Genomic DNA, 14,996 nt, shown 5'->3' on the forward strand with positions numbered 1-14,996 from the left:
GCTACCGCTGGTCGATGCCGTCGGCCGGCACCGGTAGGGTCGGCGCATGGACGCGATCATTCGGAGCGCCTCGTGAGGTTCGAGATCAGCAAGGTGCTCGACGCCATCGAGGGTCGGGTCTGCACGGACCCGTCGCTGGCCCGGGCCGTGCTCGACCTGGCCGAGGTGATCCGCTACCAGGACATCGACGGCGGCCGTCCGGCCAGCCTGCTGCGCCTCGGCATGGTCATCGACGCGCTCTCCCGCGAGTTGGAGGAGGACAGCGTCCAGGTGTACGCCGTGGTGCACCGCGCCCTGCTCTCCGACGCGGACCTCACCTCCAACGAGCGCATGGTGGTTCGCCGCTGGGCCGACGACGGGCTTGTCGAGGTGCTCGACAACCCCGGTGACCGGATGCTTGAGGTCGCCGACCTGCTCGGGCTGCCCGTGCTCAGCCGGGTCCGCTTCGACGGCCTGCGCGGCCGGTTCCCCTGGCTGGTCGAGCAGCCCGGTCGGGTGGTGGCCCCGGTGCCCGGCGCTGGTGGGCCGGTGTTCATCGCGCACGTCGGCGGCGGGCACACACCCGTTGCCGGCAAGCGCTCGCCGACCGGCGTGAAGCTGCTGGCCCGGCAGTGGCGGTGCCCGGAGTCGGGTTGCGCGCTGTTCGGCGGTGGCGGTGGTGGCGGCGCGTTCGCCGACCTGACCGGAGGGGCGGACCGCAGCCCGGCGGCGCAGCCACCGCCCGCGCTGCGCAACGGTGTGCCCACCTGCCCCCGGCACGGCGTACGCCTCGGTGACGGCGGCCCACGGCCGCGCAGCGAGGTGCTCGCCGTGCGCGTCGGCGGCCTGGTCCGGCGGCGGTTCGTGCTCACCGAGGAGCAGCCGGTGGTGGCCGGTCGTGCTCCGGAGCAGGACGGCGGGATCATGCTCGGGCAGTGGCTCAACGACGAGGCCCGGCGGTGGATCAGCCGCGGTCACGTCCATTTCGAGCTGCGGGTCGGCGAGGTCATCGTCACCGACATCAGCACCAACGGCTCCGGCATCCGGCCGTCCGGCTCGATGGCCGAGTCGGACCGGATCCCCCTGGCCCCGCAGCAGTCGAGGGTGCTGGGTGAGGCCGACATGGTGGAGCTCTACCCGGGGGTGCAGATCGGTCGGGCCGAGGAGTTGCCCACCGGTGCCCCGTTCACGCCCACGTCGGTGATGGCCGAGGCGCCCACCATGGCGATGCGCCTGCCCCGCCCCTGACGCCCCGCCCCTGACGCCCCGCCCCTGACGCGCAGAGGCGGGCGCCGGAACCCCGACGCCCGCCTCCTGTCGCGTTGCGGTTCAGCCGGCCAGCACGGCGGCGAGTTGTGCCACCGCGAGGTCGATCTCCTCCTCGGTGATCACCAGCGGCGGGGCGAGCCGGATGGTGGAGCCGTGGGTGTCCTTGGCGAGCACACCGCGCACGGCGAGCCGCTCGCACGCCTCCCGGCCGCTCATCAGTGCCGGGTCGATGTCCAGACCGGCCCACAGGCCGCGCACGCGGACCGCGACCAGGCCCTTGCCGACCAGCCCTTCCAGGCCGGCGCGCAGGCGCTCGCCCAGCTCGGCCGAGCGGCGCTGGAACTCGCCGGTGGCGAGCAGCCGGACCACCTCGATCGCCACCGCGCAGGCGAGGGGGTTGCCGCCGAAGGTGGAGCCGTGCTGGCCGGGCTTGAGGACGCCGAGCACGTCGGCGTTCGCGGCCACGGCGGAGACCGGCACGATGCCGCCGCCGAGCGCCTTGCCCAGCAGGTACATGTCGGGCACGACGCCCTCGTGGTCGCAGGCGAAGGTCGCGCCGGTACGCCCCAGGCCGGACTGGATCTCGTCGGCGATGAAGAGCACGTTGCGCTCGGTGCAGACCTGGCGTACGCCCGGCAGGTAGCCCTCGGGCGGCACCACCACGCCCTGCTCGCCCTGGATCGGCTCCAGCAGCACCGCCACGGTGTTCTCGTCGATCGCGGCGGTCAGCGCGGCCAGGTCGCCGTAGGGCACGACGGTGAAGCCCGGGGTGTACGGCCCGAAGTCGGCGCGGGCGTCCTCGTCGGTGGAGAAGCTCACGATGGTGGTGGTCCGGCCGTGGAAGTTGCCCTCGGCGACCACGATGTTGGCCTGCCCGGCGGGCACGCCCTTGACCTGGTAGCCCCACTTGCGGGCGACCTTGATCCCGGTCTCCACCGCCTCGGCGCCGGTGTTCATGGGCAGCACGAGGTCCTTGCCGCACAGCTCGGCCAGCTCGCGGCAGAAGTCGGCGAACTGGTCGTGGATGAACGCGCGGCTGGTCAGCGTCAGCCGGTCCAGCTGCGCGTGCGCGGCGGCGATCAGTTGGGGGTGCCGGTGGCCGAAGTTGAGCGCCGAGTAGCCGGCCAGGCAGTCCAGGTAGCGGCGGCCGTCCACATCGGTGAGCCAGGCGCCCTCCGCTGAGGAGATCACCACCGGCAGCGGGTGGTAGTTGTGCGCTGTCCAGCGCTCGGCGTCCCGGACCGCCCCGGGCGTCCGCAGGATGTCATCCACGATCACTTGCTTGCCTTTCCCTGACGGAGTCGCAGCGTGCAGCACTTCGGTCCGCCGCCGGCCTTACGCAGCTCGGAGAGGTCGACACCGATGGTTTCGTAGCCCCGGTCGCGCAGCTTGGCGGCCAGGTCGGTGGCCTGCGCGGGCAGCACCACGTGCCGCCCGTCGCTGACCGCGTTGAGCCCCAGCACCTCGGCGTCGGCCATGGTGGCGTGCACCGCGTCGGGGAAGAGCCGGCGCAGCACGGCCTGGCTGCCGGGGGAGAACGCCTCGGGCAGGTACGCCACGGTCCGCTCGTCGAGCACGGTCAGCGCGGTGTCCAGGTGGTAGAAGCGCGGGTCGACCAGCTGCATGGTGACGACCGGGTAGCCGAAGACCTCCTGCAACTGGGCGTGCGCGGCGTGGGCGGTGCGGAAGCCGGTGCCGGCCAGCAGGTGCTCGCCGGCCAGCAGGACGTCGCCCTCGCCCTCGTTGACGTGCTTCGGGTCGTACATCTCGAAGCCGGCGGCCTCGAACCAGGCCCGGTAGGCGGGCGCCTCGTCGGCGCGCTGCGGGTCGCGGAACTGCACGGCCATCGCCTTACCGTCGATCACGATGCCACCGTTGGCGGCGAAGACCATGTCGGGCAGCCCGGGCACCGGAGTGATCTCCTCGACGGTGTGGCCCAGGTCGCGGTAAATCTGGCGCAGCTGCTCCCACTGCCGGACGGCCAGCGCGGCGTCGACCGGAGCGCTCGGGTCCATCCAGGGGTTGATCGCGTAGTCGACGGCGAAGTACGTCGGCCGGCACATCAACAGGTGCTGGCTGGTGGCGTCCATCGTCATTGTCCTGCTCCCAGGGGTCGGGCGCGCCCGGCCACCGTGGCCCACGGGCTGGCGCCGTTGCTCAACGTTATGCGGCGTCAGCGGCAGGATCCACCACTGAGAGTTGCGCGGACCGAACATTCGTTGCGTTTGAGCGGTCTGCGGCTGCGATTCGTTGCGTCACGGGGGTTGGTGAGCCCGGTTTGTGTTTCGGGCCACCTGATTGGCGTGTCGGGCGCTGGTCGCGGGGGGCTTTGCGCGGCCTTTGCTCTGCTTGCCCGAACCCTGCCGGACCCCGGACACACTTCAGGGGCGGCGAACCGCCGCCCCTGAAAGAGTGGCGCCCGACCGGTGAACCACCGGATGTTCGGGCTGCCGGCGAACCGCCGGGTCTTTCACCGGCGCACCGCCGGCGAGCCGAACAGTGCCCGCTAGAAACGGTCGACAAACTGTGAGTCAAGCCACTCGCGGAAGCGCTGCACCCAGTCGCCGTCGGTGGTCGGCCAGACGAACTGACCGGTCATCGCCAGCACGCCGATCACCACGGCGGAGAGCCCGATCAGCACGCCGAAGAGCGCGTCGGTCTTGCCGGCGACGTGCCGGCGGCGGGTGGCCATCAGGCCGAGCACCGAGAGCACCGCGCCGAACGCGCCGAGCCCGATGCCGTACCCGGCCAGGGTGCCGGTCAGCACGAACAGCGCACCGGCGACGGCGACGATCAGACCGAGGGTGGCGAGCAGGCTGGCCCGAGGCTTGGGGCCGCGCGTCACCGCCGGCTCGGCCTCGGTGCGGTCGGGGGTCGAGTCGACGGGACGCTCCGTCACGCTCCGGTCCGTCACGGCCCGGTCCGTCGTGTCGGGTCGCCGGGTCGTGCTGGTGAGGTCGGTGTCCCCGTCGGTGGTGCGCGCCGTGGTCGGATCGGTGCCCGGCCGCGGCTCGGTCTCTGCCGGGCGGGCGGTGGCGGCTCGGGCCACCGCGGCCCGCTTGGCGGCCCGCCGCTCGGCCTCGCCGGCCTGCTCGGTGGGCGCGGCGGCGCTGCGGTACGTCGTCTGGTCGGCGTCCCGGTCCGCGACCACCGGGCGGTCGGCGCCGCCGTCATTCGACCGGCCTCCGGTCATCACCGTGTTCCCCCGGTCGTTGACCGCTTGGGTGTCGCGGCCGTCGACGCGGCCGTCGAGGTTCTCGTCCTGCGCCGGCTCGGACCGGCGGGACAGCGAAGGAATCCTGACCACTACACACCTCCTGGTTAATGCGTGGTGGCCGACGGATCGGGTGGCACCCACGCGGTACCGCCGTGAAATACCCCGCTGGGCGTTTCCTGACACCAATACCGGGTACGTCCGGCTCTTCCCCGGCCTGTGCTGGCCTTTCTCGGCCCAGGCCAGCTCCTGCTCGGCCTGGCTGGCCTTGATCGACTCGGTTTCCTGGAAGTCGGTGTTTCCCGGTCGCAGGGACAGCCCGGGTTCTGTGAAACCGTGTCGATCACGGCCCGGCGGGGACCACCCGCACTCCGGCCCGCCGCACGTACACCTCTCGGCGGTCGACGGCCAGGCCCTTGCCGTCGAGCACGTAGCCGGTCAACCAGACCCAGCCCGGGTACGTCGGGCGAGAGTCCACGCTCACCAACCGCAGGCGTAGCGCCCGGTCGCCGGCGAACTGGACTGAGCACCCCTCGCCGATCAGCAGCAGGTCGCCGGGCTTCAGCTCGGTCACGTCGGCCAGTGCCCACGGCTGATCGGGATGCGGTGGCGGGCTCGGCAGGGCAACTCCGCGCCGCAGCGGCACACCCTGCGCCAGCGCGCCCAACTCCAGACGGGTCGATGCCGACGCGCGAGGGTCAGCGCGGTGACCAAGAGATATTCGTTGTACGACACCCGCAACGCGTCGTCCTTCCGGAGAATGGCGTCGCCCGGCCAACCGCGCTAACGCGGACAGCTGCGACAGTGGACTATTGCCGACGCTATTTCCGGTGCCACTGCCCGGGAGGCTCCGACGCGTGACAGCGTGTTCCACGCTGGCCACCTTGTGCAACGCGCCAAGCCGTTCTAATCTCAGCCCGTATTGACGCACGATGAATGGAAGACAAATGGTTGCGGAGCGAAACACGCGGTGTTGCAGGAAGGGCGCGGCGATGTTGCATGACGGATGAAACAAGCGGGTCCACGGTCCCTCGGCGGCAGCTCGGGCGGCTGCTCACGCAGCTTCGCGAGGACGCTTCGGTGACGCTGGAAGCCGCCGCCGAAGCGCTGGACTGCTCGCGCCAGAAGGTGTGGCGCATCGAGAAGGGGTTGGTCCCGGTGCGCGTGGTGGACGCCCGTGCCATGTGCGCTCTCTATCGCGTACCGGAAGATATGAAGGAAATCGTCGCCGGGCTCGCGAAGGAAACTCGCGCCACAGGGTGGTGGCATTCGTACGGCGATGTCGTCCCGTCGTGGTTCTCGCTGTACGTCGGCCTGGAATCGTCCGCCACCACGCTGCGTCAATACGACGCGGAGCTAATTCCTGGACTTCTGCAAACCCGTGAGTACGCCACCGAACTGTTCCGCCGGAAGAATCCGACGATGAGCGGTGAGGCCCGGGAGAAGTTGGTGGAGGTCCGGCTGCAACGGCAGGGCATCCTCGTTCGTCGGCTGCCCCCCGCACCCGCCCTGCGGGTCGTCCTGAGCGAAGCCGTGCTCCGGCGCACGATCCCCGACCGCCGGGCGATGGCGGGGCAGTTGCGGCACCTGCTCGACGTGGCGGCCCTGCCGAACGTGTGCCTGCGGGTGCTCCCGCTCGCCGCCGGTCCACCACTGGCCAGCGAGACGGGCACCTTCGTCCTGCTGGGCTTCCCTCAGGCGTTCGGGAGGGCGTCGTGCGAGCCGACCACCGTCTACGTCGAGAACATCACCGGGGCGCTCTACCTGGACAAGCCCGCGGAGGTGGCCGCCTACGAACATGTCTGGTCTGATCTGGAAGCGCTCGCGTCGAGTGAGGCAGAATCAGAGAAAATGATCACTTCGATCATCGAGGAGCATCATGACTGACCTTGCCGGTGCCGTCTGGCGCAAGAGCACCCGCAGCGGCGGGAGCGGTGGCAACTGCGTCGAGGTGGCCGACAACCTTTCCGGCGTCGTCGGCGTACGGGACAGCAAGGCCCCGACCGGCCCGGCGCTGGCCTTCGCCCCGGCCGCCTGGGCCGCGTTCGTGACCGGCGTGCGTGGCCGGCGTCCGGGGGTGACGACGCCGCGTCCGTGACCGGCGTGCGGGCCAGCGCCTGGGGGTATGGCACGGCGTCTGTGACCGGCGTGCGGGCCAGCGCCTGGGGTTGACGGCGCCGCGTTCGTGATCGGCGTGCAGCGCCAGGGCTGACGCGGCTCGGGCGTCCGCTCCGAGCGGGCTGGCTATCCTTGGCCCTCGTGCCAGAGGGACACACGATTCATCGCCTGGCGGCCCGGCACGCCGAGCTGTTCGCCGGGGACAAGCTGCACGCTTCCAGCCCGCAGGGCCGCTTCGCCGAGGGCGCCGCCCGGCTCTCCGGCAGCGTGCTGGAGGGCACCGAGGCGTACGGCAAGCACCTGCTGCACCACTACGCCGGCGAGTTGATCCTGCACGTGCACCTCGGGCTGTACGGAAAGTTCACCGACGGGTCGGGGGAGCCACCCGAGCCCGTCGGCCAGCTGCGGCTGCGACTGGCAAGCGACCGTCACTGGCTGGATCTGCGCGGGCCCACCGCCTGCGAACTGTTCACCCCGCCCGAGGTCGCCGCGCTGCGAGGCCGTCTCGGGCCAGATCCGCTGCGGGTCGATGCCGACCCCGAGCGGGCGTACGCCCGGATCTCCCGCAGCCCGACGCCGCTGGCCGCGTTGCTGCTGGACCAGTCGGTGGTGGCCGGCACTGGGTTGATCTTCGTGACCGAGGCGCTGTTCCGGGCCGGGTTGCCGCCGACGATGCCGGGCCGGCAACTGACCCGCGCCGGCTGGAACGCGCTCTGGGGCGACCTGGTCGCGCTGATGCGGCTCGCGGTCGAGCACGGCCGGATCGACACCGTGCGCGACGCGCACCTGCCGGAGGCGATGGGCCGGCCAGCCCGGGTGGACCGGCACGGTGGCGAGGTGTACGTCTACCGCCGCCCCGGCGCGCCCTGCCACATCTGCGGCACCGACGTCAGCCGCGGTGAGCTGGCCGGTCGCAACCTCTACTGGTGCCGTACCTGCCAGCCCGGCTGAACCCCGGCGTGCCGCGCGCTTGATCGTGCTTGAACAAGGATTTAGTGGCCTCCCAGAGCGCGGCAGACCACTAAATCCTGGATCGAGCACGATCATGCCCGGGGTCGGGTGCCGTCGAGCAGCCAGTGGACCACCTCGATCTGGTGTGGAAAGACGGCGTCGTCGGCGATGCTCCACGCCAGCGTGTGGCCGATCGTCCAGGCCCGGACCCGCTCCCGGTCCAGCCCCAGCTCGCCGCTGAGCCGGTCGAGCCGGTGCTGGACGGCCGTCGGTGAGTGACCCAACTCCCGGCCACGCACCATCGGCACCACCGAGAATTCCCGCTCGCCGGTGAGCGGCTTCGGGTCGATCACCAGCCAGGGTTCGCGGTCGGCGGCGAGTACGTTGCCGGCGTGCAGGTCCTGGTTGACCAGCACCTGCTCGCCCTGGCTCGACACCAGCCCGCCGAGCAGGTCGAGGGCGGCGTCGAGCAGCCGTCGCTGGTACGGCCGGCCGGTCCGTTCCCAGTTGCCCGGCATCCGGTCGATCCAGCCGGCGGCCTCCTCGGCCAGCGTGGTGAACGGCTCCCCGGCCGGTCGCCAGAGTCGAGGCAGCAGGTCGACCGTCACGTCCAGCGCCCGATCCATGGGCAGTTCGTGCAGGGCGGTGCCGGGTCGGCAGCGCTCCACCAGCAGGGCGCGTCGTTCCGGGTCGTGGGCGAGCAGCCGGATCGCGCCCTCGCCGTCCCAGTGATCCAGTGCGTCGGCCTCGTGCCGGCTCTCCTCGTCCGGGTACTGGAGTTTCAGCACCGCGGCCGTGCCATCCGGCAGGTCGGCGGGGACCGCGAGGGAGGCGTACGCGTACTCGAAGGGTTGTCCGAGCCGTAGTGACCACCGCTCGGCGCACTCCGCCAGCCAGGTCGGGAGTGTGGCCAGCCAGACGCGGCCGGCTGATGATCCGCGTACCCAGTCAAGCCCCTCGGGCAGATCCATCCGGCCATCCTCGGGCTTCACCGCACCCGTCACGGCGTGCTCGGAGGCTTGGCCTTCTGCGGGTAGATCGTCTCGTGACGGGCCAGCATGGCGACGAACTCGCCGATCTTCCGCTCGCGGGTCTCTGCCCGTTTGACGGCATTGAGCCGGTGGATGAGGGCGAACCGGTTGGTCTTGGTGAGGACGTCGAGCATGGCCTGAGCGGCGGGGTTGGCGGCGATGGCGGCGAGAAGGTCAGGCGGCACCTCGGCTTCCGACGGCGGGGCGTAGGCGGCCGCCCATCGGCCGTCCGCCTTCGCGGCCTCGACCGCAGCGCGGCCCGGGGGCAGCATTCGCCCCTGCTCCTCCAGCCGGGCCACGTGGGCGACGTTGCGTTGTGACCAGGAACTGCGGCGCGTGCGCGGGGTCAACCGGATCCAGGAGGTTTCCTGATCCCGCTTACGGGCCTGCCCGTCGATCCAGCCGAAACAGAGGGCCTCGTCGACCGCATGCTGCCAGGTCAGCGTCGTGACCGTGCCGCCCTTTTTGGTCAGGGCGAGCCAGACACCGGGCGACGTGTCGTGGTTGACCGACAACCACGCCCGCAGCGCGTCGCCGTCGACGACGATCAACTCATCCAGTTCGCTCGCCATGACGGAAGGCTATCGCTCCGGTCCGTCGGTGGTCGTCCCCGAACGACCACCGAGAACCCTGGTCAGCTGGCCCTGTAGGTGAGGTAGCGGCCCTTCGGCCAGCTGTGGAAGTTGTTGAGCTCGGATGCCTGGCCGCTGCAGTCGGGGGTCCGGTAGCCGGGGACGCTGCGGAAGCCGCCGCTCCAGGCGAGCAGCCAGGTCGCGTCGGCCGGGATCTGACGGCAGACGCCGTCGGGTGCGGCCTGCCTGCCGGCCACTTCGGTCGGGTAGCTCGAGTAGAAGACCAGGCCCTTGTCGGGGCTCTGGAAGGGCTCGCCAGCGGCTGCGGGCGCTGCCGGTAGCGTCGCGGTCAACGTGGTGATCAGGGCGACGGCGAGACCTGCGGCGATTCGGTGGGTGAATGTTCGCATGCGTGTCCTTCCGGGACGGCGTTCGAGGAAGGGACCGACGCCCGGTTCGGCGCTGGACCGGAGCGATGCGTATCGATGCAACGATCCATCAAGATAGTTTCCGTGTCAATCAAATGTGCGATCGGACGTCGCTGACGTCGCTCGCGGTTCGGTGTGACGTAACCGGAATTGACAGTCGCCGGCTGCCGGAGCAGGGTTGAGCGGTGACAACGATGTCAACGGACAAAAGGGGGAAATGATGCATGTTCTCCCCTCGCGTACCCGATGTCATGGGTCGTTTTCCGGCGCGAACCCGGTTCGTCCGCCGATCCTGGCCGTATGCCCCTTCCCTACCCGGCGGTGAGCAGCTGAGATGACCGACGTGCCCCGATCCGAAGCCGAATCGGCCCCTGCCCCGCCAGGGTCACCAGATCTGCCCGACCTCGACGTGTTCCTCGCCGACCAGACCCGCACGCTGCTCGACACGGCCCGCCGAGCCCTCCGCCCCGAGGGCGGTTTCTGGTGGCTGACCGACGAGCGCACCCCCGACCGCGACGAACCGTTGTTCACGTGGATCACCTGCCGGATGACCCACGTCGCCGCGCTCGCCCACCGCAACGGTGACCCGGACGCCGCCGCCCTGGTCGACCACGGCGTGGCGGCGCTGCGCACGCTTCTGCGCGACGACCGGTACGGCGGCTGGTTCGCTGCCGTGGACCAGCAGGGCGAGCCGACCAACGAGCGCAAGGCCGGGTACGACCACGCCTTCGTGCTGCTCGCCGCGTCCGGCGCGGCCCGAGCCGGACGGCCCGGCGCGGACGAGCTGCTCAACGACGCGCTCGCCGTGGTGCGGGACCGGTTCTGGGACGACGACGCCGGCGCGGTCCGCGAATCGTGGAACCGGGACTGGACCGTCACCGAGGACTACCGGGGCGCGAACAGCAGCATGCACATGGTCGAGGCGTTCCTCGCCGCGAGCGCCGCCACCGGCGACGCGAGCTGGGCCGATCGCGCCCTGCGGATCGCCACCCACCTGGTGCACGGCGAGGCCGCCCGACACGACTGGCGGCTGCCCGAACACTTCACCGCCGACTGGACGCCGCTACCCGACTACAACCGGGACCAGCCCGCCGACCAGTTCCGGCCGTACGGCTCGACGATCGGGCACTGGCTGGAGTGGGCCCGGCTGTTGCTGGAGCTGGAGGCCGTCCTGCCGCAGCCGCCCCGCTGGCTGCTCGCCGACGCCCGTGCCCTGTTCGCCGCCTCCGTGCGACGCGGCTGGGCGGTCGACGGTGCCGACGGCTTCGTCTACACGATCGACTGGGACGACCGGCCCGTGGTCCGCTCCCGGATGCACTGGGTGCTGGCCGAGGCCATCGGCGCGGCGGTCACCCTGCACCGGCGCACCGGGGACGCCGTCTACGCCGACTGGTACCAGGTCTTCTGGGCGTACGCCCGCCGCAACCTGATCGACGGCACCGGGTGGCGGCACGAGCTGGACACGCAGAACCTGCCCTCGGACACGGTGTGGCACGGCCGGCCGGACGTCTATCACGCGTACCAGGCAGTGCTGTTGTCCCGTTCCGCCGACGGGCTCGGCGGCCCCGGCCCGCTCACCCCGGGCGAGGTGACCGCATGATCGTGGTGGCGGGCGAAGCCCTCATCGACCTGGTGGTCACCGCCGACGGGCAGCGGGCGGTGCCGGGTGGCTCGCCGGCGAACGTCGCGGTCACCCTGGCCCGGCTCGACCAGCCGGCACGACTGCTGGCCCGGATCGGCACCGACGAGTACGGCCGGCAGCTCACCGAGCACCTGAGCGCCAACCGGGTGGACCTGGGTTGGGCGGTCCGCGCCGAACAGCCCACCTCGGTCGCGGTCGCCACCCTGAACGCCACCGGCCAGGCCAGCTACGAGTTCCGGCTGGCCGGAGCGGCCGACTGGCAGTGGACCCCGCAGGAACTGCCCGACCTGACCGGGTCGTCGGCGACCGCCCTGCACACCGGGTCGCTCGCGCTCGCGCTGGCACCCGGCGCGCAGGTCCTGGAGGATCTGCTCGCCCGCGAGCGTCAGCGGGACGCGCTCACCATCTCGATCGACCTCAACCTCCGCCCGAGCATCGTCACGGACCGGGCGGCGGAGCAGGCGAGAGTACGCCGGCAGGTGAGCCTCGCCCACGTCGTCAAGGCCAGCGACGAGGACCTGGCCTGGCTCCACCCGGACCGGTCGGTGGCCGACGTGATGGCCGAATGGCGCGAGGCCGGGGTGTCCTGCGCGGTGGTGACCCGAGGAGGGGACGGCGCCTGGCTGCTCGCCCCGGACGGATCACTGCACGAGGAACCAGCGGTACGCACCGTCGTGGTCGACACCGTCGGTGCCGGCGACTCGTTCACCGGCGGCCTGCTGGCCGCGCTGGCCGACCTCGACGCGCTCGGTGACCGGCCGGCCGACCGGCTCGCCGCAGTGACCGAGCCGCAGTGGAACGCCGTACTCCGGCAGGCGGCGACGGTGGCCGCGCTGACCTGCGCCCGCCGTGGCGCCGACCCGCCCCGCCGTGCCGAGGTCGAGGCACTGCTCCACCCCGCGACCTGAGCCCACCCGCGCCGGCCCGCCCGGGTCTTCGGGGCGGCCCGGCGCTCGGTCGGCCTGGTCTTCGGTTGGCCTGGTCTTCGGGTGGCCCGGTCTTGTGGCTGGCCCGGTCCTGTGGCGGGCCCGGTCCTCGGGCGCGGTCGGCGCGGTGGGGTTGGCGGTCGCGGTGGCCTGAGGCGCGGTGCTCCCGCCTGATCAACACGAGGTCGGTGATGTTGCGGTGTCTCCTTGATGGGATACCGCAACATCGGCGATCTGGAGTCGATCAACGCCCGTGCGGCCCGTGCGGCGGCACGTCGTGGTGGCGTGAGGCGCGGTGCTCCCGATTGATCAACACGAGGTCGGCGATGTTGCGGTGTCTCCTTTGGGGGATACCGCAACATCGGCGATCTGGAGTCGATCAACGCCCGTGCGGCCCGTGCGGCGGCCCGTGCGGGACGGTCAGGCGGCGGTCGGCGGGGTCAGGCCGCGGCGCAGTAGGCGGGTGGGGAGTACGGTCGTCGACGGCGGGGAGTCGTCGCCGGCGATCCGTTGGAACAGCCGCTCGGTGGCGACCCGGGCCAACTCGCGGGTGTCGTAGGCGACGACGGTCAGCGGCCGGGGCATCAGGTGGGCCAGCTCGAAGTCGTCGAAGCCGACCAGCGCCGCGTCGTTACCCCGCCGGTGCAGCTCCTGAAGCGCGCCGACGGTGAGCCGGTTGTTGCCGCAGAAGAACGCGGTGGGCGGGTCCGGAAGGTCGAGCAGCGTGGCGACCGCGCGGGCGGCGTCCTCCGGCGCGATCAGCCGGTCGCGGATCAGCGACTCGTCCGGTTCGACGCCGGCGTCGGCCAGCGCCGCCCGTGCGCCGGTCAGCCGCTCACGCATGGTGGACACGCTGGGCGCGCCGAGCAGGAGAGCCACCCGCCGGTGCCCCTCGTCGAGCAGCGCGCCGACCCCGGCCCGGCCGCCACCACGGTTGTCCAACAGGACGGCGTCGGCGAGCAGCCCCTGCGGGGGCCGGTCCAGGAAGACCACCGGCATGCCCAACTCGACCTCGCGGCGCAGGAACGAATGGTCGGGGCCGGCGGGCACCACCAGCAGCCCGTCGACCCGGCGCTGGGTGAAATCCTGGAGTACGGCGCGTTCCCGCTCCGGATCCTCCTCGGACGAGGCGGTGATCAACATGGTGCCGTGCGCGGCGGCGATCTCGGCGGCGACGCTGGCGATGGTGGCGTAGAACGGGTTGGCGATCTCCTCGATGAGCAGCCCGACGGTGGCGTTGAGCTGCCGGGAGCGCAGGTTGCGGGCGATGTCGTTGCGTCGGAAACCCAGCTCGGTGATGGCGGCCAGCACCCGCCCGAGCAGCTCCTGACCCACCGGCTCGTCGTTGACGACCCGGGAGACCGTCTTCAGGCTGACCCCGGCGTGCCGGGCGACGTCGACCATCGTCGGGCGGCGGCGCGCGGTCGGCCGGGTCGGGGTCTGGGTCACGGGGTGGTCCTCCACGGCGGGCGCGGGTCAGCGGTCGACGGCGGCGAGCGCGTCGACCGCCTTTCGGGCGGCGATCAACACCGGATCCCAGACCGGCGCGTACGGCGGAGCGTAGCCCAGGTCCAGTGCCGTCATGTCATCCACCGTCATGCCGTTCCACAGCGCCACGGCCAGCGTGTCGATCCGTTTGGCCGCCTCGGACCAGCCGACGATCTGCGCGCCGAGCAGTCGGCCGCTGGGCCGCTCGGCGATCAGCTTGACGGTCATCGGTCGGGCGCCGGGATAGTAGCCCGCGCGGCTGGTCGACTCGGCGATCACCGAGATGAAGTCGAAGCCGGCTTCGGTCGCGTCCCGTTCACGCAGGCCGGTCCGGCCCACCTCCAGGTCGCAGACCTTCGTCACCGCCGTGCCGATCACGCCGGTGAAGGTGGCGTACCCGCCGCCGATGTTGATTCCGGCCACCCGGCCCTGCTTGTTGGCGTGCGTGCCCAGCGGCACGTGCACGGGCATTCCGCTGACCCGGTGCAGTGTCTCCACGCAGTCGCCGGCCGCCCAGATCCCGGGTAGCCCCGGCACCCGCATGCGGCGGTCCACCCGGATCCCGCCGGTCGGGCCGATGGGCATCCCGGCAGCCTCGGCGAGCGCGGCGTTCGGGCGTACACCAAGGCCCAGGACCACGACGTCGGTCGGAATCGGCCCCTCGGCGGTGACCACCGCGGACACCCGGCCGTCCTGCTGCTCCAGGCCGGTCACCTTCAGGCCGGTGCGGATCGTGACGCCCAGGCCGCGCATCGCCTCGACGACCAGCTCGGCCATGTCGCCGTCCACGGTCGACATGGCCTGGTCGGACGCCTCGACCAGGGTGACGGAGAGGCCGCGCTGGATGAGCGCCTCGGCCATCTCGACGCCGATGTACCCGCCGCCGACCACCACGGCCCGGCGCGGCTGCGGCGTACCGTCCAGCCAGTCGCGCAGCGCAGCACCGTCGTCGAGGGTCTGCATGCCGAACACGCCACCCGCGTCGGTCTGCGCCCACGGCGGCTTCACCGGCACGGCGCCGGCGGTGTACATGAGCTCGTCGAAGTGTTCGCGGACCTCGCCGCCGCCCTCCAGGTCCCGTGCGACCACCTCGCGGCGTTCCAGGTCGATGGCGGTCACCTCGTGGCGCATCCGCACGTCCATGGCGAACTTCGAGCGGAACGTCTCCGGGGTCCGGGCGATGAGCTGCTCCGGGCCGGGCACCTGACCGCTGATCCAGTACGGGATGCCGCACGCCGAGTAGGACGTGAAGTGCCCCCGCTCGAAGACCACGATCTCCAGGTCGGTGCGGTCCCGGCGGCGTCGGGCCTGGGACGCCGCCGACATGCCGGCAGCGTCCCCGCCAATGACGATCAAACGTTGCGCCACGGGTTCATCC

At 71.7% G+C, this 14,996-nt stretch carries 15 protein-coding genes; 6 read left to right on the forward strand and 9 right to left on the reverse strand.

Annotated elements, in window-relative coordinates:
• Positions 1-72 precede the first annotated feature (72 nt).
• Positions 73-1,227, forward strand: a complete 1,155-nt coding sequence (locus ABZ780_RS16365; RefSeq protein ID WP_357007594.1) for an FHA domain-containing protein — start codon at positions 73-75, stop codon at positions 1,225-1,227.
• Between the two features lie 81 nt (positions 1,228-1,308).
• Here ABZ780_RS16365 and rocD read toward each other — a convergent pair whose 3' ends face one another.
• From rocD to ABZ780_RS16385, 4 genes are all read right to left on the reverse strand, one after another.
• Complete coding sequence (gene rocD / locus ABZ780_RS16370; RefSeq protein ID WP_357486642.1) at positions 1,309-2,523, reverse strand: ornithine--oxo-acid transaminase; 1,215 nt, start codon at positions 2,521-2,523, stop codon at positions 1,309-1,311.
• Positions 2,523-3,338, reverse strand: coding sequence for a dimethylargininase (gene ddaH / locus ABZ780_RS16375; RefSeq protein WP_357486644.1), 816 nt, complete (start codon positions 3,336-3,338; stop codon positions 2,523-2,525). Before ddaH ends, rocD begins: the two co-directional genes overlap by 1 nt.
• 416 nt (positions 3,339-3,754) lie before the next feature.
• Positions 3,755-4,555: a DMT family transporter gene (locus tag ABZ780_RS16380; protein WP_357486516.1), complete on the reverse strand. Its 801-nt coding sequence runs from the start codon at positions 4,553-4,555 to the stop codon at positions 3,755-3,757.
• Positions 4,556-4,805: 250 nt separating this feature from the next.
• On the reverse strand, positions 4,806-5,036 hold the full coding sequence (locus tag ABZ780_RS16385) for a hypothetical protein (RefSeq protein ID WP_357007598.1): 231 nt from the start codon (positions 5,034-5,036) through the stop codon (positions 4,806-4,808).
• Positions 5,037-5,461: 425 nt separating this feature from the next.
• On the opposite strand from ABZ780_RS16385, the gene ABZ780_RS16390 reads away from it, so the two are divergent.
• The 3 genes from ABZ780_RS16390 to ABZ780_RS16400 all read left to right on the forward strand — a co-directional run bounded on the left by ABZ780_RS16390 (position 5,462) and on the right by ABZ780_RS16400 (position 7,531).
• Positions 5,462-6,349: a helix-turn-helix transcriptional regulator gene (locus tag ABZ780_RS16390; protein ID WP_357486517.1), complete on the forward strand. Its 888-nt coding sequence runs from the start codon at positions 5,462-5,464 to the stop codon at positions 6,347-6,349.
• Positions 6,342-6,560 (forward strand): DUF397 domain-containing protein, encoded by a 219-nt coding sequence (locus ABZ780_RS16395; protein ID WP_357007603.1) that lies wholly within the window; start codon positions 6,342-6,344, stop codon positions 6,558-6,560. Before ABZ780_RS16390 ends, ABZ780_RS16395 begins: the two co-directional genes overlap by 8 nt.
• A gap of 161 nt (positions 6,561-6,721) precedes the next feature.
• A complete protein-coding gene (locus tag ABZ780_RS16400) occupies positions 6,722-7,531 on the forward strand; it encodes a DNA-formamidopyrimidine glycosylase family protein (protein ID WP_357486518.1) in 810 nt (269 codons plus the stop codon).
• A gap of 92 nt (positions 7,532-7,623) precedes the next feature.
• On the opposite strand, the gene ABZ780_RS16405 is transcribed toward ABZ780_RS16400, so the two are convergent.
• From ABZ780_RS16405 to ABZ780_RS16415, 3 genes are all read right to left on the reverse strand, one after another.
• Positions 7,624-8,502, reverse strand: a complete 879-nt coding sequence (locus ABZ780_RS16405) for an aminoglycoside phosphotransferase family protein (RefSeq protein WP_357486519.1) — start codon at positions 8,500-8,502, stop codon at positions 7,624-7,626.
• A 29-nt stretch (positions 8,503-8,531) separates the two neighbouring features.
• Positions 8,532-9,134, reverse strand: a complete 603-nt coding sequence (locus ABZ780_RS16410; RefSeq protein WP_357007609.1) for a YdeI/OmpD-associated family protein — start codon at positions 9,132-9,134, stop codon at positions 8,532-8,534.
• A 62-nt stretch (positions 9,135-9,196) separates the two neighbouring features.
• Positions 9,197-9,544, reverse strand: a complete 348-nt coding sequence (locus ABZ780_RS16415; RefSeq protein WP_357007611.1) for a hypothetical protein — start codon at positions 9,542-9,544, stop codon at positions 9,197-9,199.
• A gap of 352 nt (positions 9,545-9,896) precedes the next feature.
• Here ABZ780_RS16415 and ABZ780_RS16420 point away from each other — a divergent pair, with 352 nt between their 5' ends.
• Together ABZ780_RS16420 and ABZ780_RS16425 are read left to right on the forward strand one after the other, a co-directional pair.
• Positions 9,897-11,162: an AGE family epimerase/isomerase gene (locus tag ABZ780_RS16420; RefSeq protein WP_357486520.1), complete on the forward strand. Its 1,266-nt coding sequence runs from the start codon at positions 9,897-9,899 to the stop codon at positions 11,160-11,162.
• The gene (locus ABZ780_RS16425; RefSeq protein ID WP_357007616.1) at positions 11,159-12,112 is read left to right on the forward strand and encodes a carbohydrate kinase; all 954 of its coding nucleotides are present in this window, start codon (positions 11,159-11,161) and stop codon (positions 12,110-12,112) included. Before ABZ780_RS16420 ends, ABZ780_RS16425 begins: the two co-directional genes overlap by 4 nt.
• Before the next feature lie 438 nt (positions 12,113-12,550).
• Here ABZ780_RS16425 and ABZ780_RS16430 read toward each other — a convergent pair whose 3' ends face one another.
• The gene (locus ABZ780_RS16430) at positions 12,551-13,534 is read right to left on the reverse strand and encodes a LacI family DNA-binding transcriptional regulator (protein ID WP_357008215.1); all 984 of its coding nucleotides are present in this window, start codon (positions 13,532-13,534) and stop codon (positions 12,551-12,553) included.
• Between the two features lie 72 nt (positions 13,535-13,606).
• Complete coding sequence (locus tag ABZ780_RS16435; protein WP_357486522.1) at positions 13,607-14,986, reverse strand: FAD-dependent oxidoreductase; 1,380 nt, start codon at positions 14,984-14,986, stop codon at positions 13,607-13,609.
• Positions 14,987-14,996 lie beyond the last annotated feature (10 nt).

The organism is Micromonospora sp. NPDC047467 (genome assembly GCF_040643095.1).
Taxonomy (GTDB): Bacteria; Actinomycetota; Actinomycetes; order Mycobacteriales; family Micromonosporaceae; genus Micromonospora.